Genomic DNA, 24,646 nt, shown 5'->3' on the forward strand with positions numbered 1-24,646 from the left:
TCCTTCCGTTTCCAGAATCACGATCAGCGAGCCTTCCGACACGTTGTCGCCGACCTTGACCTTCACTTCCTTGACGACGCCGGCCGCCGAACTCGGCACGTCCATCGTCGCCTTGTCGGATTCCAGCGTAACGAGCGACTGCTCTTTCTCGACGGTATCGCCCGCCTTCACCAGCACCTCGATCACAGGGATGTCCTTGTAATCGCCGATGTCCGGCACCTTGACTTCGATCGCTTGACTCATTGTTAGTGTCTCCTGGGCCGCGCACGCAGCCCGCCCCTTCTGGTCAGGGGCAGGCGCGCGCGCCGTGGCACACGGGGAAGGATGCCTTAGACGGTCATCGGGTTGGGTTTGGCGGGATCAAGGTTGTACTTCTTGAGCGCCTCGGCGACCACCTTGCGTTCGATCGTGCCTTCGTCGGCCAGCGCGTTGAGCGCGGCGACCGTGACCCAGTAGCGATCGACTTCGAAGAAGTGACGCAGCTTCTCGCGCGTGTCCGAGCGGCCATAGCCGTCGGTGCCCAGCACGACGAATTTCTGCGGCACGAACACGCGAATCTGCTCGGTCAGCGCCCGCACGTAGTCGGTCGATGCGATGACCGGACCCGGCGCGTCCTTGAGCAGCTTCTCGACGTGCGAGAGCTTCTTCTCTTCGGTCGGATGCAGCAGGTTCCAGCGCTGCACGTCGTGGCCTTCGCGCGCGAGTTCGGTGAAGCTCGGCACGCTCCAGAGGTCGGCGTTGACGCCCCAGTCCTTCTTCAGCAGGTCGGCTGCCGCGATCACTTCGTTGAAGATCGTGCCCGCGCCCATCAGCTGCACGTGCGGCGTCTTCGCCTCGGCCGCGGTCTTGCTGAACGAGTACATGCCCTTGATGATGTCCGCGGCTACGGTCTCGCCCTGCGGAATCGCCGGGTGCTCGTAGTTCTCGTTCATCACCGTGATGTAGTAGTACACATCTTCCTGGTCGGCGACCATGCGGCGCAGACCGTCCTGCATGATGACCGCGAGTTCGAAGCCGAACGTCGGGTCGTAGCTGATGCAGTTCGGCACCGAAGCGGCCCACAGGAGCGAGTGGCCGTCTTCGTGCTGCAGACCTTCGCCGTTCAGCGTCGTGCGGCCCGCGGTGCCGCCCAGCAGGAAGCCGCGCGAGCGCATGTCGCCCGCCGCCCAGGCGAGGTCGCCGATACGCTGGAAGCCGAACATCGAGTAGAAGATGTAGAACGGGATCATGATCTCGCCGTGCGTCGAATACGACGTCGCGGCTGCGATCCAGTCGGCCATGCCGCCGGCTTCGTTGATGCCTTCCTGCAGGATCTGGCCGGTTTCCGACTCGCGGTAGAACATCAGCTGGTCGGAGTCTTCCGGCACGTACTTCTGGCCGTCCTGATTCCAGATACCGATCTGGCGGAACAGGCCTTCCATGCCGAAGGTACGCGATTCGTCCGGCACGATCGGTACGACGCGCTTGCCGAGGGCCTTGTCCTTCAGCAGGATGTTCAGAATCCGCACGAACGCCATCGTCGTGGAAATCTCGCGGCCTTCGCCCGTGCCCTTCAGGAGCGGCTCGAATACCGACAGTTCCGGCACCGGCAGCGACTCGGCCTTCTGACGGCGCGCCGGCAGATAGCCGCCGAGGTCCATGCGCCGCTGGCGCATGTATTCGAGCTCCTTCGAGCCTTCCTCGAACGTCAGGTACGGCACGTCGGCGATCTGCTCGTCGGTGATCGGCAAACGGAACTGGTCGCGGAATTTCTTCAGCGGCTCCACCTGCATCTTCTTCTGCTGGTGGGTGATGTTCATCGCCTGGCCGGCTTCGCCCATGCCGTAGCCCTTGATCGTCTTCGCGAGGATGACGGTCGGCTGGCCCTTGGAATTCGTCGCTGCCGCGAACGCCGCGTAGATCTTGTGCGGATCATGGCCGCCGCGGTTCAGATTCCAGATGTCGTCGTCGGACCAGTCGGCGACGAGCGCCTTCAGTTCCGGCGTGTTGAAGAAGTGCTCGCGCACGAACGCGCCCGACTCCGACTTGTACGTCTGGTACTCGCCGTCGACCACTTCCATCATGCGGCGCATCAGCGCGCCCGACTTGTCGCGCGCAAAGAGCGCATCCCAGCGGCTGCCCCAGATGACCTTGATGACGTTCCAGCCCGCGCCGCGGAACTCGCTTTCGAGTTCCTGGATGATCTTGCCGTTGCCGCGCACCGGACCGTCGAGACGCTGCAGGTTGCAGTTGATGACGAACACGAGGTTGTCCAGACGCTCGCGGCCGGCCATGCCGATCGCGCCGAGCGACTCCGGCTCGTCGGTCTCGCCGTCGCCGAGGAAGGCCCAGACCTTGCGGCCGTCGGTCTTGGCAATGCCGCGCGCCTGCAGGTACTTCATGAAGCGCGCCTGGTAGATCGCCATGATCGGGCCGAGGCCCATCGAGACGGTCGGGAACTGCCAGAAGTCCGGCATCAGCCACGGGTGCGGATACGACGAGATGCCCTCGCCGCCGACTTCCTGGCGGAAGTTGTCGAGCTGCTTCTCGGTCAGGCGGCCGAGCAGGAACGCGCGCGAATAGACGCCCGGCGACGAGTGGCCCTGCACGAACACGAGGTCGCCGCCATGCTCGGCGGACGGCGCGTGCCAGAAGTGGTTATAGCCGACGTCGTACAGCGTGGCGGCCGACGCGAACGACGCGATATGGCCGCCGACGTTGGTTTCCTTGCCGGCGCGCAGCACCATGGCCATGGCGTTCCAGCGCGTGTACGAGCGGATACGGTGTTCGATGTCCTGGTCGCCGGGGTTTTTCGCCTGGCCCGCGACCGGAATCGTGTTGATGTACGGGGTGTTGGCCGAGAACGGCAGATGTTCGCCGTGCACGCGCGCGAATTCGATCTGCTTCTCGATCAGGTAGTGAGCGCGATCGGGGCCCACAGCAGAAATCACGCCATCCAGCGCTTCCAGCCATTCGCCGGTTTCCTGGGGATCGTCGTCTTTTTCGGCGGCGACATATTTCATGACTTCGTCGGGTACAGCGGACATGCTCGTCTCCTGGGTATGGGGAACGCACTTTGAACAGACCACGCGGACGCAGGATAGGCCGCGGAAGCTCCGGCCGATTGTAATAAGGGTCCCGACATCAGCGCAACCAAATTTTCAAATTACGAGATCAATTCTCATAATGCGGAAAATTGTTGCAACGCAACCTGATTTGACTGCCGATCGACGGAACCGCCGGCTAGTTTGCGCCGATTAACGTGACTTTCTGCGCTTTTTTGCGACATTTGTCCGGGACGCGCTGCGCTACAATGCCACGCATGTTGACCGAACGGCTTTTCGCTCGCTCGGCGCGCACCGCCGGAACGCCCGCGGATTCGTCGCCGTCCACTCGCTGGCACCATGGACCATGGTGGTCCAATTCCTATTTGCTGACGCCGCTCCTGTCGATCCTCGTGTTTCTGGTCGTCATGAGCCTGATTCTATGGAGTCTGAACCGACGCGAACAGCAGCAGCAGGAAGACACGCTCTACCGCAACGTCGCGTGGGCGCAGCAGCAGATCCGCCTGTCCATGACAGGCGCGCAGGAACAGATCCAGGCGCTCGCGCGCGATCTCGCCGCCGGCCATGCCGACGAGCATTCGTTCCAGGTGACCACCACCGACATCATGCAGGGGCACCCGGAAATCCTCTACCTGAACTGGTACACGGGGCAGCAGCAGCCGCGCTGGCCCAATGCCGCGCCGCCCGTGCTCGGCCAGCGTCTCGCGCGCCCCAACGACGCGCAGATGGACGAAGCGGTCAAGGCCGGCTTCGCCGAGGCGCGCAACACGCGCCGCCAGGTCTATTCGCCGCTCATCTACGACGACCTCGGCAACGGCTTCATCACGCTGCAGACGCCGATCTTCCGCGACCGCGATTTCCTCGGCACGATCGCCGCGGTGTTCTCGGTGGAAGGCATCCTGAAGCGCGACATCCCGCCCGAGCTGTCGGCCAAGTACAAGATTTCGATCATCGACGTGAACAACCGCGAGTTGACCACCACGTCGACGCGCCCGCGCCTGCCGCGCGACATGTTCTACGACCTGCCGCTCGATCCGCCGGGCCAGGGCATCTCGGTGCGCGTCTACGCGTTCCCGCAGATCACCAACTTCACCAACAACACGCTCGTGTGGCTCGTCGCCGGCCTCTCGTGCTTCGTGCTGTGGAGCCTGTGGAGCCTGTGGAAGCACACGCGCCAGCGCTTCGAGGCGCAGCAGGCGCTCTATGCGGAAGCGTTCTTTCGCCGCGCGATGGAAAACTCGGTGCTGATCGGCATGCGCGTGCTCGACATGCACGGCCGCATCACGCACGTGAACCCGGCGTTCTGCCGCATGACCGGCTGGGACGAAAGCGATCTCGTCGGCAAGAGCGCGCCGTTCGCCTACTGGCCGCGCGACTCGTATCCCGAGATGCAGCGCCAGCTCGACATGACGCTGCGCGGCAAGGCGCCGTCCTCGGGCTTCGAGTTGCGCGTGCGCCGCAAGGACGGCTCGACGTTTCACGCGCGGCTCTACGTGTCGCCGCTGATCGACAGTTCCGGCCGGCAGACCGGCTGGATGTCGTCGATGACCGACATCACCGAGCCGAAGCGCGCGCGCGAGGAACTCGCCGCCGCGCACGAGCGCTTCACGACCGTGCTCGAAAGCCTCGACGCGGCCGTCTCCGTGCTCGCCGCCGACGAAGCCGAGCTGCTGTTCGCGAACCGCTACTACCGGCACCTGTTCGGCATCCGCCCGGACGGCCATCTCGAACTCGCGGGCGGCGGCTTCGACAGCGCGCAGGCCTCGTCCGATTCGATCGACATGGTCGACACCTACGCGGGCCTGCCCGCCGCCGCGCTGACCGAAAGCACGGCCGACGCCCAGGAAATCTATATTCCGGGCATCCAGAAATGGTTCGAGGTGCGCCGCCAGTACATCCAGTGGGTCGACGGCCATCTCGCGCAGATGCAGATCGCGACCGACATCACGACGCGCAAGCAGGCCCAGGAACTGTCGCGCCAGCAGGACGAAAAGCTGCAGTTCACGAGCCGCCTGATGACGATGGGCGAAATGGCCTCGTCGCTCGCGCACGAACTGAACCAGCCGCTCGCCGCGATCAACAACTATTGCTCCGGCACCGTCGCGCTGGTTAAATCCGGCCGGACGACGCCCGACAACCTGCTGCCCGTGCTCGAAAAGACCGCCCAGCAGGCGGTGCGCGCCGGCATGATCATCAAGCGCATCCGCGAGTTCGTGAAGCGCAGCGAGCCGAAGCGCCAGGCCACGCGCGTCGCCGACATCGTCGCCGATGCGGTCGGTCTCGCCGAAATCGAAACGCGCAAGCGCCGCATTCGCATCGTCACCGATCTGCGCGCGCGCCTGCCCGTGATCTACGTCGATCCGGTGCTGATCGAGCAGGTGCTCGTGAACCTGCTGAAGAACGGCGCCGAGGCGATGGCCGAAGCCCGCCCGAACGCGGTCGACCCGGTGATCCGCGTGGTCGTGCGGCTCGAGGGCGGCTTCGTCTGCATCAGCGTCGTCGATCAGGGGCCCGGCGTCGACGAGGCGACCGCCGAGCGTCTGTTCGAACCGTTTTACAGCACCAAGTCCGATGGCATGGGCATGGGGCTGAACATTTGCCGTTCGATTATCGAATCGCATCGCGGGCGTCTGTGGGTGGTCAACAACGTCGAATCCGACGGCCACATCACGGGCGCCACGTTCCATTGCAGTCTGCCTATTGGAGACCCCGACGGCCCGAGCAGCGGCGGGTCCGAGGCGCCGACACCACAAACCGTTACGGGAGAGCTATGAACAGCCCAGTCACCACACAGGAAACCGTCTTTGTCGTCGACGACGACGAGGCCGTGCGAGATTCGCTGCGCTGGCTGCTGGAAGCGAACGGCTACCGCGTTCAATGCTTCTCCAGCGCCGAGCAGTTCCTCGACGCATGGCAACCGCATCAGCATCCGGGCCAGATCGCGTGTCTGATCCTCGACGTGCGGATGTCCGGCATGAGCGGGCTCGAATTGCAGGAGCGCCTGATCGCCGACAACGCGGCGCTGCCGATCATCTTCGTGACCGGCCACGGCGACGTGCCGATGGCGGTCTCGACAATGAAAAAAGGCGCGATGGACTTCATCGAAAAGCCGTTCGACGAAGCCGAGTTGCGCAAGCTCGTCGAGCGCATGCTCGACAAGGCGCGCAGCGAAAGCAGCAGCGTGCAGCAGCAGCGCGCCGCAGCCGAGCGTCTCGGCAAGCTGACCGCGCGCGAGCATCAGGTGCTCGAACGCATCATCGCCGGCCGTCTGAACAAGCAGATCGCCGATGACCTCGGCATCAGCATCAAGACGGTCGAGGCGCACCGCGCGAACATCATGGAAAAGCTGAACGTCAACACGGTCGCCGATCTGCTGCGCCTCGCGCTGTCGAACAAGCCGCAGGCCGCGCAGTCATAGTCGCGGCACACGCCACGGCGCACCGGCACCGGCGCGTGCGGCCCTTCGCACGAAGGCCCGCCGGATGATGCGGCCTGCCATAGACAGGCCATCGAAGGGCCGCCTTGCGGGCGGCCTTTTCTTTTTCCTGTTTCTTTTTTATCTCTCCGCACGCGCCCGCTTTGCACCCGCTTTGGCCCCCACTTCGCTGCCGCGACGAAGCCAATCGGTGCGTCGCCGGCACCTCTGGCGCAGGTCCCGCGCCGGTATAATGTCGGACTTTGCAGCAGCGCCTTGCCCGAAGCGGCATCGCATGTTTTCACGGACCCGCCGCCGGCTGCCGTCGAAAAACACCCGCGCACGAACTTGCCTGCGTGCCCGCGCCCCCGCTTCGCTCCGCTTGCCACGCCTGTCCGACTCAACTCTCGACCCTACCCTCGACCGACCATGACTGCCAAACTGATCGACGGCCTCGCCCTCTCCAAGACCCTGCGCGCCGACGTCGCCGCGCGCGCCGCCGCCCTCACCGCCCGCGGCCATCAGCCGGGCCTCGCCGTGATTCTGGTCGGCGACAACCCGGCGAGCGAGGTCTACGTGCGCAACAAGATCAAGGCGTGCCACGACAACGGCCTCGGTTCGTCGTTCGACCGCTATCCGGCCGAGCTGTCCGAAGCCGATCTGCTCGCGCGCATCGACGAACTGAACCGCGATCCGGCCATCCACGGCATCCTCGTGCAACTGCCGCTGCCGAAGCATATCGACAGCCACAAGGTGATCGAGGCCATCGCGCCGGAAAAGGACGTCGACGGTTTTCACGTCGCCAACGCCGGCGCGCTGATGACCGGCCAGCCGCTGTTCCGTCCGTGCACGCCGTACGGCGTGATGAAGATGTTCGAGGCCTACGGCATCGACCTGAAGGGCGCGAACGCCGTGGTGATCGGCCGCTCGAACATCGTCGGCAAGCCGATGGCGCTGCTGCTGCTCGAAGCGGGCGCGACCGTCACGATCTGCCATAGCAAGACGCGCGATCTCGCCGCGCATACGCGCCACGCCGACGTCGTGGTCGCCGCGACGGGCCTGCGCAACATTCTGACCGCCGAGATGGTGAAGCCGGGCGCCACCGTGATCGACGTCGGCATGAATCGCGACGACGCCGGCAAGCTGTGCGGCGACGTCGACTTCGCGGGCGTCAAGGAAGTGGCCGGCCATATCACGCCGGTGCCGGGCGGCGTCGGCCCGATGACGATCACGATGCTGCTCGTCAATACGATCGAAGCAGCCGAGCGCGAGGCGAACGCGCAGGCGTCGAAGGCGTGATTGCAAGGTGACCCTCGCGTGATCGGAACGTAGGCGCGGCTCGATCACGCCGGTATCGGCGAGGCCCGGCGGGTGCGAAGCTCGGGCCTCGCTTGCGGATGCGCCGTTCGTCGCGCGTCGACCCCGCGTTGATTCGCTTCCCGCCAGCGTTTTTCGCTTTATCGACGGCATCGCCCGATTGCTCGATCGCCCGCCGCCATCCCCGCTCCATGCGCGCCCCACGCGTACTCCCTACGCGCCCGCCCAGGCTCCCCCCAAACGGCCCCGCCCGCCGCGACCTCTGTTAATTTGTCCGCCAACGGATTGGAATCCGCGCGCGCCGCCCCAATAATGTTCGTATCCGGTGCCGGCAAGGCCGTACGCCGCGCGTTCGACGCAACCCCGCCCGAGGAACGCGCGCGCCGCCGCACCGCCCCATTCACCCGCGTCAGACAGGAAGCCCTATGTCCACTACCGCCACGCCTCAAGACAATCCGCTCCTCGATTTCTCCGACCTGCCGCGCTTTGGCGACATTCGCCCCGAACACGTCACGCCCGCGCTCAACGTGCTGCTCGCCAACGCGGCCGCCGCGGTCGAGCGCGCCGCGCTGCCGGTCACGCCCGCCTCGTGGGCCGACGTGGTCGAGCCGGTCGAGCGCGCCACCGAACCGCTGTCGCGCGCGTGGAGCGTGATCGGCCATCTGAACGCGGTCGCCGATACGCCCGAACTGCGCGCCGTGTACGGCGAAAACCTGCCGCGCGTGACGGAATTCTGGTCGAGCGTCGGCCAGAATCTCGCACTCTACGAGAAGTACAAGGCACTCAACGCGAGTAGCGATTTCGCTTCGCTGACCGGCGAGCGCAAGAAAATTCTCGGCAACGCGCTGCGCGACTTCCGTCTGTCGGGCGCGGAATTGCCCGAAGACCAGAAGCCGCGTTTCGCCGAATTGCAGGAGTGTCAGGCGGCGCTGTCGAAGGCGTTTTCGGATCACGTGCTCGATGCAACCAACGCCTACGCGTACGTCGTCGAGGCGGGCAACGAAGCGCAACTGGCCGGCCTGCCCGAAGACGTGATCGAAGCCGCGCAGGAAGCCGCCGAACGCGAAGGCAAGACCGGCTACAAGTTCACGCTGCACTTCCCGTCGTATTTCCCGGTGATGCAGTACGCGGAAAACCGTCCGATGCGCGAAGCGATGTACCGTGCCTACGTGACGCGCGCGTCCGAACTCGGTGCGCAATACGGCAACGGCAAACCCGAGTGGGACAACACCGCGGTGCTCGCCGACGAACTGAAGCTGCGCGCCGAAGAAGCGCAGATGCTCGGCTACGGTAATTTCGCCGAAGTGTCGCTCGCGCCGAAGATGGCCGAATCGCCGGCGCAAGTCATGGCCTTTCTCGAAGACCTCGCGACGCGCGCGCGTCCGCATGCAGAACAGGACTGGAAGGAACTGCGCGAATTCGCTGCGAGCGAACTCGGCATGAGCGATCTGCAGCCGTGGGACATGACGTTCGCGGCCGAGCGTCTGCGTCAGAAGCGCTATTCGTTCTCGGAAAACGAAGTGAAGCAGTACTTCCCGGAAGACGCGGTGTTCAAGGGCCTGTTCAAGGTCACGGAGACATTGTTCGGCGTGCGCATCCGCCGCGACGAAGCAGCCGTGTGGCATCCGGACGTGCGCTTTTTCCGCGTCGAGAATCAGGATGGCGGCCTCGTCGCGCAGTTCTATCTCGATCTCTATGCGCGCGAAGGCAAGCGCGGCGGTGCCTGGATGGACGACGCGCGCGGCCGTCACAAGCTCGCGCACGGCGCGGTGCAAACGCCGGTTGCGTATCTGACCTGCAACTTCTCGGCACCGGTCGGCGGCAAGCCCGCGTGCTTCACGCACGACGAAGTCATCACGCTGTTCCATGAGTTCGGCCACGGCCTGCATCACATGCTCACGCGCGTCGACGAGCTTGGCGTATCGGGCATCAACGGCGTCGAGTGGGATGCGGTCGAACTGCCCTCGCAGTTCATGGAGAACTTCTGCTGGGAATGGGACGTGCTCTCCGACATGACCTCGCACGTCGAAACGGCCAAGCCCTTGCCGCGCGATCTGTTCGACAAGATGCTCGCTGCGAAGAACTTCCAGAGCGGTCTCGGCACGCTGCGGCAGATCGTGTTCTCGATGTTCGACATGCAGTTGCACACGGGCTTCGACGCGAACGGCACGAAGAGCGCGAACGACCTCGCACGCGAAATCAACGAGCGCTTCCACGTCGTGCCGCAAGCACCGTTCTCGCGCTGGCCGAATACGTTCAGCCATATTTTCGCGGGCGGCTACGCGGCGGGTTACTACAGCTACAAGTGGGCCGAGGTGTTGTCCGCCGACGCCTATGCGGCGTTCGAGGAGGCGGCGCGAGCGGCGGGCAGCGTGCTCGATCAGACGACCGGCATGCGTTATCGCCGTGAGATTCTCGAAGTGGGCGGCAGCCGTCCGGCGATGGACTCGTTCAAGGCGTTCCGCGGCCGCGAGCCGAATATCGACGCGCTGCTGCGGCATAACGGCATGGCGCCGGATGCCGCGCATTGAGGGGTTGACGCGTCGTCGCCTCATCGTGCGGCGCGGCTGAGACGGCGCCGAACGATGCGATCAGGAACGGCGGTCTGCGCAGGCAGGCCGCCGTTTTTCGTTGTGCCCCGCCGTGCACCGCCGTGCTCCACGGCTCCTCACCGCTCCTCACCGCTCCTCACCGCTCCTCACCGCTCCTCACCGCTCCTTGCCGCTCCTCGCCGCTCCTCGCCGTCCCGATGAGCAACGAGCGAAATGCACCGCAGCCGCTAGGCGCGATGCAGTTTGAAATCCACCTGCCCGGGACGCCCCTCGATCGATAGCGAAGCTCGCGCCGCCGGCGCGCGGCTCACCACCCTGCCCCGGCTGACCACTGCGAGCCGCGCGGCGCGCAAGCGGATCGCCTCAACCGCATCGCATGCATCGAGCACGACGAGATTGGCCGCGCAACCGGGTGCGAGACCATAGCCTTCCAGACCGAGAATGCGCGCCGCGTTTACCGTGACCGCGTCGAAACACGCATGCATCGCGTCGACGCCCGTCATCTGCGCGACGTGCAAGCCCATGTGCGCGACTTCGAGCATGTCGCCCGAGCCGAGGCTGTACCACGGGTCCATCGCGCAGTCGTGGCCGAACGCGACGTCGATGCCGGCCGCCATCAGCTCGGGCACACGCGTCATGCCGCGCCGTTTCGGGTAGGTGTCGCTGCGGCCTTGCAGCGTGATGTTGATGAGCGGATTCGCGATCGCCGCAACACCGGCCTCGCGTATCAGCGGCAACAGCTTGCTCACGTAGTAGTTGTCCATCGAATGCATCGAGGTCAGATGCGAACCGGCCACCCGTCCGTGCAAGCCGAGCCGGTGCGTTTCGGCCGCGAGCGTTTCGATGTGGCGCGAGAGCGGATCGTCCGATTCGTCGCAATGCATGTCGACGCGCAAGCCCTGCTCGGCCGCGTACTCGCACAGCATGCGCACGGACTGTGCGCCGTCGGCCATCGTGCGCTCGAAATGCGGAATGCCGCCGACCACGTCGACACCCATGCCGATCGCGCGCTTGAGGTTGTCGAACGCGCCGGCGCCGCGCAGGACGCCGTCCTGCGGAAACGCCACCAGTTGCAGATCGAGATACGGCGCGACGCGGCGCTTCACTTCGAGCAACGCCTCGACCGCGAGCAGACGCGGATCGCACACGTCGACGTGGCTGCGAATCGCGAGCAGGCCGCGCGCGACGGCCCAGTCGCAATACTGCATCGCGCGCTCGATCAGCGCGTCCTGCGTGAGCTGAGGCTTCAGCTCGCCCCATAGCGCGATGCCTTCGAGCAGCGTGCCCGACGCATTCACGCGCGGTAGACCGTACGACAGCGTCGCGTCCATGTGGAAATGCGGATCGACGAACGGCGGCGTGACGAGCGAACCGGCCGCGTCGATTTCCTCGCGCGCGGCTGCGGCGAGATTCGGTTCGACCGCGACGATGCGGCCCGCGTCGATGCCGATATCGACTGGCTGGGGTTGCGATTGCTGTTGCCGTTGCAATTGCGGTTGGCACGCACTGCGCGGCAGCATCGCGCGGCGGATGATCAGGTCCATGTCTCGCTCCCGTTGATCGCTTCCGTTGATCGGTTGATCGCGTTCGGATTCGCTACCGATTCTATCGGCGCCAGAAAAATGCGGGCGGGCTTCTCGCCGATGCGATCCGATGCAATCCCCGATGCGTACCGGCGCGCAAGGAGCAATCCGTACCGGCGGCGTACGACGCGGCGCGCCTATACTCGCCGTTTCAGGCATGCATTCACGGAGCGTACGAATGAAAACGATCGGCGTGATCGGCGGAATGAGCTGGGAATCGTCCACCGAGTACTACAGGCTGCTGAACCGTCACGCGAAGGCACGCCTCGGCGGCCATCACAACGCGCGCAGCCTGCTGCTGACCGTCGATTTCGCGTCGGTCGAGGCCCACCAGCGCGCCGGCGACTGGTCCGCGCTCGGTGCGCAGATGGCCGAGGCCGCGCGCCAGCTCGAACGCGGCGGCGCCGATCTCGTGATACTCGCGACGAACACGATGCATCGCGTGTGCGACTCGATCGAGCAGGCGATCACGGTGCCGTTCCTGCATATCGCCGATCCGACCGGCGCGGCGCTGCGCGCGGCGGGTGTCGAGCGCGTCGGCCTGCTCGGCACGCGTTATACGATGGAGCAGATGTTCTACACGGGCCGCCTGCGCGAGCGCTACGGTCTCGACACGCTGATTCCCGATGAAGCGGAGCGCGCGGACGTGCATCGCATCATCTACGACGAGCTGTGTCACGGCCACGTGGACGACGTATCGCGCAAGGTCTATCAGCGCGTGATCGACAACCTCGCCGCGCGCGGCGCGCAGGCGGTGATACTCGGCTGCACGGAAATCACGCTATTGATCAAGCCGGAAGATTCGGCACTGCCGGTGTTCGATACGACGGCGCTGCATGCGCAGGCGGCGGTGGAGTGGGCGATTGGGGCCGAGTGAGTGAGCGCTTTCGCCTGAGCATTTGCAGATTGCGGGTTCCGTCAATTAAAAGCCGTGACGTTCCCTATATTCAGGGTCGTTCTTGCGCGTGGAATACACCCAATCGCCCCATTCTTCGTCAGACATATACGCAAGTGCGGCGACGCTGCGCCGATCTATGTATGCGTCGCGCGCTTCCGGCATTAGGTGCCGCCAAAACGGAGTCCAAATATTTACATCCCAATACTGTTCTGCTCCTTCGTTGTAGCGTACAAACGGACCGTAGTGACACCATGCGATCCAGGGCGGCGGCGGGCTGAACTCCTCTTTAGCCAGCTCTACGACCAGATCAATAGAATTAGTGAGGACGTAAGCATTCCGTCCACCTAATTCATCGCTGAAAGAAACGAAGGTGTGAAAATTGTCTTTTTGATAATGAAAAAGCCCGACTTCTTCATAACCCTTACGCACACTGCCAAGATAACGAGGAAATGATTCGATTTCCATGTGGCGTATTACCAGCACAGCCTGCAAGCCCAGGTCCGCGACATTGGAAACCAGTGGAAATTCAGGAAGCCCCGAAATTTCTGCCGACTCCATCGGCTGCTGAAAAACGGATTTCATCACTTCAAAAGAATGAGAAAAGGGAAACATCTTATCCAATGCCTCTCGCTTCGACTTGATGTCATATCGTGGGGCTTTTCGGTCTTTACCAGTTACGGGCGACCTCACCAACAACGCCGCGCCGCAGTATCCCGAGGGCTCACTGAAGAAGCAGAGCACGCTGAGCTTTGCCGATACGCTGTTTCCGGTGGCGACGATTGCGCACTGGATTCTCGCGAGTCGACAGGTGCTCGATGACGAACCGGCATTGCAGGGCTTTGTCGACTTGCAGATGCGTGAGGGTTTACAGGAGAAGATCGACCGTGAAGTGCTGACCGGCGACGGTCAACCCGGCAACCTGACCGGGCTGCTCACGGCGGGCACCGCGCTCGATGGCGTAGTGGGCGACAACAGGCTCGACACCGTGCTGATCGCGGTGGCAACGCTTCAGGCGCAGGGTGCGCAGCGCGTGGTCGTTGGTCTGAATCCGATGGACATCATCGCAATGGCGACCATGAAGGATGCGAGCGGCGCGTACCTGATGAACCCGCTAGTGCCGCTGTCGGGGGTGCTCGGCGCGTCCTTCACCGCAGCCTCGTCGATCCCGCGCGGCTCGTATGTCGCCGCAGCGACGCCGCAGGGCGCATACACCGCTTTGCGGCAAGACGTTACGCTGGAGGTCTCGCGCGAGGACGCCGACAATTTCCGCCGCAACATGGTCACGCTGCTCACGGAATGTCGCATGGCACTCGTGATCGCGAACCCGGAACTGGTGCTGCATGGTTCGTTCGTCGCGCCCGCAACGGCGTCGGCAAAGTCGAAGTAATCGCGCAGGTCTATCACGGCCCCGCTTCGGCGGGGCTTTTCGTCGGTGCGCCCGACAGGCTCTGCGTCCCGCCGCGATTTGCCTCGGCTTTCCTGACACTATTTTGCAAATTTCTCTCCGGGTTGGCGATATGCTCGAAACTCCATAAACACGTCTGGAATCCTAATGGCTGATATTTTTATCAAGATTGATGGTATTGCTGGCGAGTCGCAAGACGCGACGCACTTCGACGAAATTGAGGTTCTTAGCTGGAACTGGAATGTTACGCAGAAATCCAGCATGCATTCCGGATCGGGTGGCGGCGCGGCGAAGGCTTCAGTTTCGGATTTGAATTTTACACACACGATCGACCGTGCAAGCCCAAATCTCGCGAGCTATTGCTTTCAGCGCAAGCATATTCCAAAGGTCTTGCTGACCATGCGCAAAGCGGGTGGCTTGCCGCTCGAATATCTGAAAATCACGATGTCCGATGTGGTCATTACGCACGTAGAACCGGCGGCTGGAGCCGGATTTGCGCCAGAACACGTTGCTTTGTCTTTTGCACGAATGAAAAAGGAATATGTGGTTCAGAGCGTAATAGGAGGCAGTCAGGGAACCGTGACCGCGCTTATTGACGTTAAGCAGAATAGCACCACGTGATCGCTGAAACTGACAATGAATGAATATGAACACCTCATCAGCGATGCTCCGAGCCAAAAGCCGAATACTTATGTGTATGGAGAGCACGATAGCCTAACGCCGCAAGGTCTTTTCTTCTGCGTAATGGTTGAACAGACCGTCAAGACTTTGGGGGTAGAAGATATCGGTGCAGTAATTGCGATTCTTGCGGGCCAGCCAATACTTCCCACGCGCGGCAAATTCGGTGGTGCAACAAAGGGAACATCTATTGCATCGAAAGTTAGTCGCGCGCTATTCGACTACGATTTTGAGCGGAATATTCTGCCGACCCTTACGAACAAGTCCATACTCACGTTTCGTTTTCGGATGGTGAACAATCTAGGGGTATTCATCGGACGGTGGACACCGATGGTCGGTTGGGCTATTACCGCCGCCGATGTGATAAAAATCTCCGTATTAACGCTTCTTCACTATAACCAGCTTGTCAAGCCAGAGGATCAAATCAACGATGCGACCGCAGGAAGTTTCGGCTGAACTGGAGGCGTTTATACGGAAGGAGATTGGTTTATCTCCGAAGAAACAGTTGAACCCTTCTGATACTTTGGAACACGATCTTGGAGTCACAGGGGATGATGCCGATGACTTCATGGACGCTTTTTCGAAACACTTCAACGTCAAGCCGGGCGATTTTGAATTCCTTCGCTACTTCGAAATGGAGGGATTTAGCGTATGGCCGTTTTCCATCTTTACCAACTGGTTGCATCGGCGCTGGGGGATCAAGAAGTACGATCAAACGGAGCCGCTAACTGTGGCAATGCTTCAACAAGCAATTGCGCTTGGCGTATGGGACAGCGAGCGTTTGAAGGAACGGAGAGACGAGTACACCAAGGAGTAACTAACAGGCCCGCTATCGGGTCTTTCCTTACGAGTACCGCTGAAAATTAACCGAACGGGTATGAGCGCAAGACGTTTGGCGATATGGTCCACGTCATGAAGGACGATCTTGATTTACGAGGCGATGACAATGTTATCTGGCATGACACAGGAGACATTGAATTCAGGAAAAACATCATCGGCAACATGCACGACTACGCCTTCTGAGCGCAAAATGACATCCATACATCAACTTGCACATGCGTCGTTTACGATCTATCAGGACGTTGAGCCGCCTGAATTCTGGACAAACTACTTTGGAGTTGCGCCTGATACACAGCGCATAAAGGACCAGTTCTGGCTTACATCATCGGGCCAGAAGAGTAAATTCCCGGCGCGAAATGGCCTATGGGGTGTGCGTAGCAAAGAGCACGTTCAGAGCAATCTTCTCGCCCCTCACCTTCGCTATCTTGTAGAACACTTGGCGCTACCGCGACCAGACTTGCCCGAATTACTTAAGCGCACTGGCGCGCATATGCGTTTCTTCTGCTACTGGTACAACGAAAGTGGCGACCGCGTACCCGATGTGCCTGACGACATTCGGGCGATGATGGAAGCAATGGGTGGAACGGTCGAGATTGACGAATATCAATGACGCCTTTGCCAGTAAAAACCAAGAGGCCGCCCTTGTGGCGGCTTTCCCTTCTGAGTCAATTCGCCAGCGCGCAAACATGCACCACCCATGCTTCCATCATAGGGCGGCGTGGGTCGAGAAGGTCATGCGTCAGAAGCGGGGGAAGCGTAGCCGGGGAAAAGGCGCGCCAAGGCAAGAATCCGCCCCGTGGTGCCGATGGCGCGAATTTCAGGTAGCAGGAAAGGCCGGGGCGCGTGGGGCCGCGACAGGCCCGGAAAGCAAAAAGCCCGCTTTGGGCGGGCTTGCTTGGGCGCTGCTTTTTGCCGGTTTTTCGCGGCCAGCGCCCACATAGCGCCCAAAATCGAATAAAAAACCTGTTTCCGAAAATGGGCTAAATCGAGGAAAGCCTTACTGAGCTTTGGTTGCGGGGGTAGGATTTGAACCTACGACCTTCGGGTTATGAGCCCGACGAGCTGCCAGACTGCTCCACCCCGCGTCAGAGAAAAGAGATTATATCGGGGCATTCACAAAACGTCAAATGTTCACAAAGGATATTTAGCATCGACGCGCCTTGGTCCGCGCGCGGCGCTCTCCCGAATCGCCCGACACCCCGCACGCGCGGCAAGACGCCGGCGACTACACCCGCGAGCGACATCGGCGGACACACCGGCGGCCCTCTCCACAGCGCCCGCCCGCGCACGATAAGATGCGGGACTACTGGAATACGAGGCCGTCATGAAAATCGCCACCTGGAACGTCAATTCCCTCAAAGTCCGCCAGCAACACGTGATCGACTGGCTCGCGAGCAGCGGCGTCGACGTGCTGTGCCTGCAGGAACTGAAACTCACCGACGACAAATTCCCGCGCGCAGAACTCGAGGCAGTCGGCTACCGCAGCTGGTACGCGGGGCAGAAAACCTATAACGGTGTCGGCATTCTGGTGCGCGAAGGCTTGCACGTCGACGAAAGCAGCATCGTGCGCAATATCCCCGGTTTCGAGGACCCGCAGCAACGCGTGATTGCGGCGACCATCGAAGGCGTACGCATCATCTCCGCATACTTCCCGAACGGCCAGGCGCCGGGCACCGAAAAATTCGCCTACAAACTGCGCTGGCTCGACGCACTGCACGCGTGGCTCGCGACCGAGATAAGCACGCATCCGAAGCTCGCTCTGCTGGGCGACTACAACATTGCGCCCGACGATCGCGACGTGCACGATCCGAAGGCATGGGAAGGCCAGAATCTCGTGTCGCCCGAAGAACGCGCGGCATTCGTGCAGTTGATCGGCCTCGGTCTGTTCGATGCATTCCGTCAGTTCGAGCAGCCGGAAAAAATCTATTCGTGGTGGGACTACCGGATGATGGCGTTCCGCCGCAATGCGGGACTGCGCATCGACCACATCCTGCTGTCGAAAGCGCTCGCCGATACCTGCACCGCCTGCGACGTCGACAAGGTGCCGCGCAAATGGGAGCAGCCTTCGGATCACGCGCCGGTTTTCGCGCAGCTGGGTTGAGGGTGAGCGACAAGCATTGAACGCAGCGAGGCAGCGCCGGATCATGCCTCACTGCCTTACGCTTCCTGCCTTACGCTTCCTGCTTTACCCCTACCCCACTCACCTCGGCCGCGACCCCAGCACTACCTGCCCTCGATATCCGCATCAGCGACTGCCTCGCCACCCAACACGCCCCACAAAAACCCGAACACCATCGCATCGTGCCCGGCCTGCTCCAGTTCATCGGAGCCGCCGTGGCCGCCCTCCGTATTCTCGCGATACCACACGTTGTCCACGCCGAGCGCCTGCATGCGCGCGGCCATCTTGCGCGCGTGGCCGGGATGCACGCGATCGTCGGCGGTCGAGGTCGTGAACAGCACGGGCGGATAGGCAACGCCCGCCGCGACGTTGTGATATGGCGAGTACGCGGCCAGTACGCGCGCTTCGCCGGGTTCGTCCGGGTCGCCGTATTCGTCGATCCATGACGCGCCCGCATGCAGCAGGTGATAGCGGCTCATATCGAGCAACGGCACCTCGCACACGACGGCGCCGAACAGCTCGGGCCGCTGCACCATGCAGGCGGCCACCAGCAGGCCGCCGTTGCTGCCGCCCTGAATGCCGAGTTGCGCGGCGCTCGTCACGCCGGTGTCGATCAGCGCCTTCGCGACCGCGATGAAATCGTCGAACGCGCGCTGCCGATGCTCTCCTTGCGCCGCCATATGCCAGCGCGTGCCGAACTCGCCGCCGCCGCGAATATGCGCGACCACGTACACGCCGCCGCGTTCGAGCCAACCGATGCCCTGCCCGGTCAGATAGCTCGGCAGCAGCGGAATCGCGAAGCCGCCATAACCGCTCAGCAGACAAGGACGGGCAAGCGGGCGTGCTTCGTCCTGCTTCGGCCCAATCGCCGTGTAAGGTACACGCGTGCCATCGGCCGACACCGCATGCCCGCGCGTCACCGTGCAACGCGTCGCGTCGAACTGCGTCGGCCAGCGGTCGAGCAATTCCCATTCGCCAGGCTCGCCGGGATCGTCGCGCGCGAGGTCGGTGAGCCAGTAGGCCGGCGGTTGCAGATAGTCGTCGGCATCGACGAATACTTCGTCGTTGAGCGTCGCTTCGACCGGCGACACGTCGACCTGCGCATCGCCGTGCGACTCGAATACGCGCTCGCGCCAATGCCATGTCCGATCGTCGCCCGAGGTCGGCGTTGGCGTTGGCGTCCAGATCAGCGTTTTGCCGCGCACGTCGTCGAGATACGAGACGATCAGATGATGGCGCGTATGCGACCACTCGCAGGCCGAGGTCAACGGCGTCGGCACGAACAGCGGCGTCACCTCGCGCTCGCCGCGCAAAAACGCGTCCTCGCGAATCGCGAGCAGCGCACCGCCCGGATAGTGCGCACCCTTGCCTGCCCCACCACACGCCCAGTCGAGCCGCGGTTCGAGCAGCAGCCAGCCTTGCCACGCGCCCACCGCAACGTGCGCGGGCACGTCATAGCGATGCCATGCATCGGTTGCGCCGTCGAGGTAGTAGGTGTGCGAATCGAAGAAATCGACGCTGCTTGTCACCGTGTGGCGACCTTCGAGCGGATCGTAATGCGCTTCCACGCCGATATCGCCGAACTCGCCGCGAAACACCACGGGCGCATCGGCCAGCGCGGTGCCGCGCGTCCAGCGCCGCACCTCGCGCGGATAACCCGAGCGCGTCAGCGTCTTGCGGCCGTTGTCCCAGCCGACGTAGAGCGTATCGCGATCGATCCACGACGCCGTGTGCTTGCCCGCCTTCGCAATCGCAAAGCCCGCGTCGACGAAGCATCGCGCCTCGATATCGAACTCGCGCACGACGAGCGCATCCGAGCCGCCCGGCGACATCGTGATCAGCGCACGGTCGCCGTCGGGATAAAGGATGTCGAGGTCGACGCAGACCCACGGCGTTTTTTCGGCGGTGCCGAGCGCGTCGAAGTCGAGCAGGTTCTGCCACACGGGCGCGCCGCTGCGCCACGCCGACCATGCGGTGCGTCGCCAGATACCGCGCGGATTGCGCTCGTCCTGCCACAGATCGTAGGCCCACTCCCGCCAGCGATCGGGAATCACCGGGCGCTCGCGCGGCAGGTACGCGTCGGCGAGCCGCTGCCGCAGCGTGTCGAACGGCTTGCCGCTGCACCACGCGGCGCGCGTACGCGCATTCTGCGCTTCGACCCACCCGAGCGCGTCAGGGTCGTCGAGCGCTTCGAGCGACAGGAAAGGATCGGGGGAAAGCGGCCACTGGAAGGAAGCGGAAGAAGCAGGCATCGTCGGCTGTCGAATGGAAACAGCGTCGATTATGCCTTGGGAGAGCGTGCGGCCGATTTGCGGAAAGCTCTCCCCAAAACGACGAAGGCGGCTCGCGCCGCCTTCGTCTGCCATGCGTCATTGCCTAATGAACGCCCAATGAGCACTCAATGAGCGCCCGATGTGCACTCGACGCGCGCTCAAGGCTCGAGATTCAACTCCTGAATCTTGCGCGTAATCGTATTGCGGCCGATCCCCAAACGCTCGGCCGCCTCGACCTTGCGGCCGCGCGTGAAGTCGAGCGCCTCGCGAATCACCGCGGCTTCGAAGCGGCGAGCGAGTTCGTCCATCACGTCCGCCGCGTTTTCGCGCAGCATGCGCGCGACTTCGGTACGCAAGCCGCCTTCCCACGCGCTCAACGCAGCCGCCACCGCCACACCCGCAGCGCCGAGCGGATGCACGGCACTGGGGTTCGCACCAGCGAGCGGCGCCCCGCCCGCGAATCCGGCACCTGGCGCAACAGCGGCACCATCCATCGCAGCGGCCGCGCTCGCGCCGGCGGCATCGCCTGCCGCAACCTGCACGGGACCAAGATCGGGCGGCAGATCCTTGATCTCGATCGTCTGCGCGGGCGCCATCACCGTGAGCCAGTTCGCGAGATTTTCGAGTTGCCGCACGTTGCCCGGAAACGGCAGTGACGCAAGATACGCGAGCGCTTCATCCGAGACCCGCTTCGGCTCGACGCCGAGATCGCGCGCGCTCTTCTGCAGGAAGTGCCGCGTGAGCAGCGGAATGTCCTCGCTGCGCTCGCGCAAGGCCGGCAAGCGCAAACGAATCACATTGAGCCGATGGTACAGGTCCTCGCGAAACAGCCCCTGACGCACGCGCGCTTCGAGGTTCTGATGCGTCGCCGCGATCACGCGCACATTCGAGCGCAGCGGATTATGGCCGCCCACGCGATAGAACTGCCCGTCCGACAGCACGCGCAACAAACGCGTCTGCAGATCGAACGGCATGTCGCCGATTTCGTCGAGAAACAGCGTGCCGTTCTCGGCCTGCTCGAAGCGCCCCTGGCGCATCGCCTGCGCGCCCGTGAACGCGCCGCGCTCGTGGCCGAACAGTTCGGACTCCAGCAGATCCTTCGGAATCGCCGCCGTATTCAGCGCGATGAAGGGACCGTTCGCGCGTGGGCTATGCCGGTGCAACGCGCGCGCAACCAGTTCCTTCCCGGTGCCCGATTCGCCAGTAATGAGCACGGTCGCCGCCGAATGCGACAGACGGCCGATCGCGCGAAACATGTCCTGCATCGCGGGCGCCTGGCCGAGCATCTCGGGCGCTTCGGCGACGCGCTCGTCCCACGTCTGCTCGCCGCGCATGCTTTCGTCGACCGCGCGGCGAATCAGCTCGACCGCCTTGTCGATGTCGAACGGCTTGGCGAGATATTCGAACGCGCCGCCCTGAAATGCGGCGACCGCGCTATCGAGGTCCGAGAACGCGGTCATGATGATGACGGGCAAGCCCGGCACCTTGTCGCGCACGGTTTGCAGCAATTCGAGCCCCGAGCCGCCCGGCATGCGGATGTCGGAGACCAGCACCTGCGGGCTGTCGTGATCGAGCGCGGCCGACGCTTCGCGCACGTTCGCGAAACTGCGCGTCGCGAAGTTTTCGCGGGCGAGCGCTTTTTCGAGCACCCAGCGAATCGATTGATCGTCGTCTACTATCCAGATCGGCTTCATATAGGTCGGTCAGAAGTCTTGAAATGCATGGAGTATCTGCATCAGCAGTCGAGCGGCAGCAGAATCTGAAACTCGGTATGGCCCGGCCGGCTATCCACTTCGATCAGGCCGTCGTGCTGCTGCACGAAGGTCTGCGCGAGCGTGAGACCGAGACCGCTGCCGTCCTCGCGCCCCGACACGAGCGGATAGAAAATGCGGTCGCGAATCTCTTCGGGAATGCCGGGGCCGTTGTCGACGATATGCAAGTCCAGTGCCAGTTTGCACAGGCGCTTCGAGATCGTGACCTTGCGCGCGATGCGCGTGCGCAGTTCGATGCGCGCATCGCCCTGCGAGATGCGCTCGCGCAATGCCTCGGCCGCGTTGCGCACGATGTTCAGCAGCGCCTGGATCAACTGCTCCTTGTCGCCGCGCAAATCCGGCACGCTGACGTCGTAATCGCGCGCGATCGTGAGGCCGCGCGGAAACTCCGCGAGAATCACCTGGCGCACGCGCTCGCACACCTCGTGAATGTTCACGTCGCCGACGATATGCGGATGCCGGTGCGGCTCCAGCAAGCGGTCGACGAGCGTCTGCAGCCGGTCCGACTCCTTGATGATGACCTGGGTGTACTCGCGCAATTCGTCGCGCTGCCGCTCGCCGAGTTCGAATTCGAGCAGTTGCGCGGCGCCGCGGATGCCGCCGAGCGGATTCTTGATCTCGTGCGCGAGATTGCGGATCAGTTGCTTGTTGACGGCCGTGAGGTCGTTGATGCGCTCCTCGCGGTCGGTGCGCAGATGCCGCTCGTTCTCGAACAGTTCGAGCAGCACGTAGTCCTGCGCGCTTTCCAGAAAGCCGACGATCGCATGCACGTGCAGCGGCTCGTGGCCCGGTCGTTCAAGCACGGCATCGAGATGCGTCGCGTGAAAACGGTGCGCGGCGATCGCGGTGATCGTCGCGACCAGTTCGTCCGCGTTCGAGAAGATGTCGGGCCACGCCATCTGCGTCAGTTGCCGGCGCGACATTTCGAGCATCGACTCCGCCGACGGATTCGCGAACGCGACGCGCAGCGTGCGCTTGTCGAGCACCAGCACGACGGTCGGCAGCGCCTCGAAGCCCGGCAGCAATCCGGAACTCACGAGCTGCGGATCGTCCGACAGCGTCTGTTCGTGTCCTTTCCTTGCCTTGATCAGATTCTTGAGAACCATCTTGCAGTCCGGCCGGTAGGAGAGCGTGAGAGGTCGGGGGATGGCTTCGGCTTGCCCTTGCGGGGCTGCCCGCCTTTGTTCCGCCCGCGCCCTAACGAAAAAGGGACGGCGCCGCCGTCCCTTCGTGACCGATCGCGAGCGTCGGGCAAAGCGCTTCGCCGGGTGACGGGCGAAGCGCCATGACCGCTTACAGCGAGTAGTACATTTCGAATTCGATCGGATGCACCGACTGACGATAGCGTTGCAGCTCGCCCGTCTTCAGTTCGATGTACGCGTCGAGCATCGAATCCGTGAACACGCCGCCGCGCGTCAGGAACTCGCGGTCCGCGTCGAGCGCGTCGAGCGCCTGGTCGAGGCCGGCGCACACGGTCGGGATCTTGGCATCCTCTTCCGGCGGCAGGTCGTACAGGTTCTTGTCGGCGGCTTCGCCCGGGTGAATCTTGTTCTGCACGCCGTCGAGACCCGCCATCATCAGCGCGGAGAAGCACAGGTACGGATTCGCCAGCGGGTCCGGGAAGCGCGTTTCGATGCGGCGGCCCTTCGGGTTCGACACGTGCGGAATACGGATCGATGCCGAACGGTTGCGCGCCGAGTAAGCGAGCTTGACCGGCGCTTCGAAGTGCGGCACGAGACGCTTGTACGAGTTCGTACCCGGGTTCGTGATCGCGTTCAGCGCGCGAGCGTGCTTGATGATGCCGCCGATGTAGAACAGCGCGAATTCCGACAGGCCGGCATAGCCGTTGCCCGCGAACAGATTCTGGCCGTCCTTCCAGATCGACTGGTGAACGTGCATGCCCGAACCGTTATCGCCGACGATCGGCTTCGGCATGAACGTCGCCGTCTTGCCGTACGTGTGCGCGACGTTGTGGATGATGTACTTCATCTGCTGCAGCCAGTCGGCGCGCTGCACGAGCGTCGAGAACTTGGTGCCGATTTCGTTCTGGCCCTGGCCCGCCACTTCGTGGTGATGCACTTCGACCGGAATGCCGATCTGTTCGAGCAGCAGGCACATTTCCGAGCGGATGTCCTGGAACGTGTCGACCGGCGCGACCGGGAAGTAGCCGCCCTTCGTGCCCGGACGGTGGCCGGTGTTGCCGCCTTCGAATTCCTTCGCCGACGACCACGGTGCTTCTTCCGAACCGATCTTGACGAAGCAGCCCGACTGATCCGTGTTCCACTGGACCGAGTCGAAAATGAAGAATTCCGGTTCCGGACCGAAGAAGGCCGTGTCGCCGAGGCCCGAGCTCTTCAGGTACGCTTCGGCGCGCTTCGCGAGCGAGCGCGGGTCGCGCTCGTAGCCCTTGCCGTCGGCCGGTTCGACGACGTCGCAGGTCAGCACGAGGGTCGATTCTTCGAAGAACGGGTCGATGAAGGCCGTGTTCGCGTCCGGGATCAACAGCATGTCCGATGCCTCGATGCCCTTCCAGCCGGCAATCGACGAACCGTCAAACGCATGGCCGCTTTCGAACTTGTCTTCTTCGAATGCCGACACCGGCACCGAAACGTGTTGTTCCTTGCCGCGCGTGTCGGTGAAACGGAAGTCGACAAACTTGACGTCCTCGTCCTTGACGAGTTGCATGACGTCGGCCACGGATTTACTCATAACCTATCTCCTGATTAACGAATTCGGCGGATTCAGCCGCC

General features: G+C 63.1%; 19 protein-coding genes and 1 tRNA gene. 11 read left to right on the forward strand and 9 right to left on the reverse strand.

Translation table 11 applies throughout. The annotated features are described in order from the left end of the window. On the reverse strand, positions 1-243 hold a 243-nt coding region (locus G3N58_RS24760; protein ID WP_346778295.1), incomplete at its 3' end, for a biotin/lipoyl-containing protein. Positions 244-329: 86 nt separating this feature from the next. Beyond that, positions 330-3,026 carry a pyruvate dehydrogenase (acetyl-transferring), homodimeric type gene (gene aceE / locus G3N58_RS24765; RefSeq protein WP_206000451.1) on the reverse strand — a complete coding sequence of 899 codons (2,697 nt, stop codon included), beginning with the start codon at positions 3,024-3,026 and terminating at the stop codon, positions 330-332. 275 nt (positions 3,027-3,301) lie between these two features. On the opposite strand from aceE, the gene fixL reads away from it, so the two are divergent. The 4 genes from fixL to G3N58_RS24785 all read left to right on the forward strand — a co-directional run bounded on the left by fixL (position 3,302) and on the right by G3N58_RS24785 (position 10,307). Further along, positions 3,302-5,818: an oxygen sensor histidine kinase FixL gene (gene fixL / locus G3N58_RS24770; RefSeq protein ID WP_167043567.1), complete on the forward strand. Its 2,517-nt coding sequence runs from the start codon at positions 3,302-3,304 to the stop codon at positions 5,816-5,818. Continuing rightward, positions 5,815-6,462 (forward strand): oxygen response regulator transcription factor FixJ, encoded by a 648-nt coding sequence (gene fixJ, locus G3N58_RS24775; RefSeq protein ID WP_167043258.1) that lies wholly within the window; start codon positions 5,815-5,817, stop codon positions 6,460-6,462. Before fixL ends, fixJ begins: the two co-directional genes overlap by 4 nt. 426 nt (positions 6,463-6,888) lie before the next feature. Continuing rightward, positions 6,889-7,758, forward strand: coding sequence for a bifunctional methylenetetrahydrofolate dehydrogenase/methenyltetrahydrofolate cyclohydrolase FolD (gene folD / locus G3N58_RS24780; RefSeq protein ID WP_167285763.1), 870 nt, complete (start codon positions 6,889-6,891; stop codon positions 7,756-7,758). A gap of 443 nt (positions 7,759-8,201) precedes the next feature. Beyond that, entirely contained in the window at positions 8,202-10,307 is a 2,106-nt protein-coding gene (locus G3N58_RS24785; protein WP_206000452.1) for a M3 family metallopeptidase, read from the forward strand. Between the two features lie 248 nt (positions 10,308-10,555). Here G3N58_RS24785 and G3N58_RS24790 read toward each other — a convergent pair whose 3' ends face one another. Continuing rightward, positions 10,556-11,872: an amidohydrolase family protein gene (locus G3N58_RS24790; RefSeq protein ID WP_206000453.1), complete on the reverse strand. Its 1,317-nt coding sequence runs from the start codon at positions 11,870-11,872 to the stop codon at positions 10,556-10,558. A 217-nt stretch (positions 11,873-12,089) separates the two neighbouring features. Here G3N58_RS24790 and G3N58_RS24795 point away from each other — a divergent pair, with 217 nt between their 5' ends. Continuing rightward, positions 12,090-12,788, forward strand: coding sequence for an aspartate/glutamate racemase family protein (locus G3N58_RS24795; RefSeq protein ID WP_206000454.1), 699 nt, complete (start codon positions 12,090-12,092; stop codon positions 12,786-12,788). A gap of 45 nt (positions 12,789-12,833) precedes the next feature. On the opposite strand, the gene G3N58_RS24800 is transcribed toward G3N58_RS24795, so the two are convergent. After that, positions 12,834-13,430, reverse strand: a complete 597-nt coding sequence (locus G3N58_RS24800; RefSeq protein ID WP_206000455.1) for a hypothetical protein — start codon at positions 13,428-13,430, stop codon at positions 12,834-12,836. A 19-nt stretch (positions 13,431-13,449) separates the two neighbouring features. Here G3N58_RS24800 and G3N58_RS24805 point away from each other — a divergent pair, with 19 nt between their 5' ends. From G3N58_RS24805 to G3N58_RS24825, 5 genes are all read left to right on the forward strand, one after another. After that, positions 13,450-14,196 (forward strand): phage major capsid protein, encoded by a 747-nt coding sequence (locus G3N58_RS24805; RefSeq protein ID WP_167043268.1) that lies wholly within the window; start codon positions 13,450-13,452, stop codon positions 14,194-14,196. 165 nt (positions 14,197-14,361) lie between these two features. Next, a complete protein-coding gene (locus G3N58_RS24810; RefSeq protein WP_206000456.1) occupies positions 14,362-14,835 on the forward strand; it encodes a type VI secretion system tube protein Hcp in 474 nt (157 codons plus the stop codon). A 15-nt stretch (positions 14,836-14,850) separates the two neighbouring features. Continuing rightward, positions 14,851-15,348 carry an STM2901 family protein gene (locus G3N58_RS24815; RefSeq protein ID WP_167043272.1) on the forward strand — a complete coding sequence of 166 codons (498 nt, stop codon included), beginning with the start codon at positions 14,851-14,853 and terminating at the stop codon, positions 15,346-15,348. Further along, positions 15,323-15,709, forward strand: a complete 387-nt coding sequence (locus G3N58_RS24820; protein WP_205990277.1) for a DUF1493 family protein — start codon at positions 15,323-15,325, stop codon at positions 15,707-15,709. Before G3N58_RS24815 ends, G3N58_RS24820 begins: the two co-directional genes overlap by 26 nt. Positions 15,710-15,817: 108 nt before the next feature. Next, positions 15,818-16,342 carry a DUF4279 domain-containing protein gene (locus tag G3N58_RS24825; RefSeq protein WP_346778296.1) on the forward strand — a complete coding sequence of 175 codons (525 nt, stop codon included), beginning with the start codon at positions 15,818-15,820 and terminating at the stop codon, positions 16,340-16,342. A gap of 398 nt (positions 16,343-16,740) precedes the next feature. Here G3N58_RS24825 and G3N58_RS24830 read toward each other — a convergent pair. Continuing rightward, positions 16,741-16,817: transfer RNA gene (locus G3N58_RS24830), tRNA-Met, on the reverse strand. Between the two features lie 239 nt (positions 16,818-17,056). On the opposite strand from G3N58_RS24830, the gene xth reads away from it, so the two are divergent. Then, positions 17,057-17,833 carry an exodeoxyribonuclease III gene (xth, locus tag G3N58_RS24835; protein WP_167043276.1) on the forward strand — a complete coding sequence of 259 codons (777 nt, stop codon included), beginning with the start codon at positions 17,057-17,059 and terminating at the stop codon, positions 17,831-17,833. A 122-nt stretch (positions 17,834-17,955) separates the two neighbouring features. Here the strand turns inward: xth and G3N58_RS24840 are convergent, their stop codons facing one another. The 4 genes from G3N58_RS24840 to glnA form a co-directional block, all read right to left on the reverse strand. Next, a complete protein-coding gene (locus tag G3N58_RS24840; RefSeq protein WP_206000462.1) occupies positions 17,956-20,103 on the reverse strand; it encodes a prolyl oligopeptidase family serine peptidase in 2,148 nt (715 codons plus the stop codon). 179 nt (positions 20,104-20,282) lie between these two features. Continuing rightward, positions 20,283-21,818 (reverse strand): nitrogen regulation protein NR(I), encoded by a 1,536-nt coding sequence (gene ntrC / locus G3N58_RS24845; RefSeq protein ID WP_167285601.1) that lies wholly within the window; start codon positions 21,816-21,818, stop codon positions 20,283-20,285. 41 nt (positions 21,819-21,859) lie between these two features. Further along, on the reverse strand, positions 21,860-23,002 hold the full coding sequence (gene glnL / locus G3N58_RS24850) for a nitrogen regulation protein NR(II) (RefSeq protein WP_167043282.1): 1,143 nt from the start codon (positions 23,000-23,002) through the stop codon (positions 21,860-21,862). Between the two features lie 187 nt (positions 23,003-23,189). Continuing rightward, positions 23,190-24,605 carry a type I glutamate--ammonia ligase gene (gene glnA / locus G3N58_RS24855; protein WP_167043284.1) on the reverse strand — a complete coding sequence of 472 codons (1,416 nt, stop codon included), beginning with the start codon at positions 24,603-24,605 and terminating at the stop codon, positions 23,190-23,192. Positions 24,606-24,646 lie beyond the last annotated feature (41 nt).

The sequence above is a fragment of the Paraburkholderia sp. Ac-20342 genome, from assembly GCF_017104985.1.
Lineage (GTDB): Bacteria > Pseudomonadota > Gammaproteobacteria > Burkholderiales > Burkholderiaceae > Paraburkholderia.

Coding starts and splice junctions, on each gene's coding strand:
- aceE (WP_206000451.1), bottom strand. CDS start 3,026: ATGTCCGCTGTACCCGACGAAGTCATGAAATATGTCGCCGCCGAAAAA.
- fixL (WP_167043567.1), top strand. CDS start 3,302: ATGTTGACCGAACGGCTTTTCGCTCGCTCGGCGCGCACCGCCGGAACG.
- fixJ (WP_167043258.1), top strand. CDS start 5,815: ATGAACAGCCCAGTCACCACACAGGAAACCGTCTTTGTCGTCGACGAC.
- folD (WP_167285763.1), top strand. CDS start 6,889: ATGACTGCCAAACTGATCGACGGCCTCGCCCTCTCCAAGACCCTGCGC.
- G3N58_RS24785 (WP_206000452.1), top strand. CDS start 8,202: ATGTCCACTACCGCCACGCCTCAAGACAATCCGCTCCTCGATTTCTCC.
- G3N58_RS24790 (WP_206000453.1), bottom strand. CDS start 11,872: ATGGACCTGATCATCCGCCGCGCGATGCTGCCGCGCAGTGCGTGCCAA.
- G3N58_RS24795 (WP_206000454.1), top strand. CDS start 12,090: ATGAAAACGATCGGCGTGATCGGCGGAATGAGCTGGGAATCGTCCACC.
- G3N58_RS24805 (WP_167043268.1), top strand. CDS start 13,450: ATGTCATATCGTGGGGCTTTTCGGTCTTTACCAGTTACGGGCGACCTC.
- G3N58_RS24810 (WP_206000456.1), top strand. CDS start 14,362: ATGGCTGATATTTTTATCAAGATTGATGGTATTGCTGGCGAGTCGCAA.
- G3N58_RS24815 (WP_167043272.1), top strand. CDS start 14,851: ATGAATGAATATGAACACCTCATCAGCGATGCTCCGAGCCAAAAGCCG.
- G3N58_RS24820 (WP_205990277.1), top strand. CDS start 15,323: ATGCGACCGCAGGAAGTTTCGGCTGAACTGGAGGCGTTTATACGGAAG.
- xth (WP_167043276.1), top strand. CDS start 17,057: ATGAAAATCGCCACCTGGAACGTCAATTCCCTCAAAGTCCGCCAGCAA.
- G3N58_RS24840 (WP_206000462.1), bottom strand. CDS start 20,103: ATGCCTGCTTCTTCCGCTTCCTTCCAGTGGCCGCTTTCCCCCGATCCT.
- ntrC (WP_167285601.1), bottom strand. CDS start 21,818: ATGAAGCCGATCTGGATAGTAGACGACGATCAATCGATTCGCTGGGTG.
- glnL (WP_167043282.1), bottom strand. CDS start 23,002: ATGGTTCTCAAGAATCTGATCAAGGCAAGGAAAGGACACGAACAGACG.
- glnA (WP_167043284.1), bottom strand. CDS start 24,605: ATGAGTAAATCCGTGGCCGACGTCATGCAACTCGTCAAGGACGAGGAC.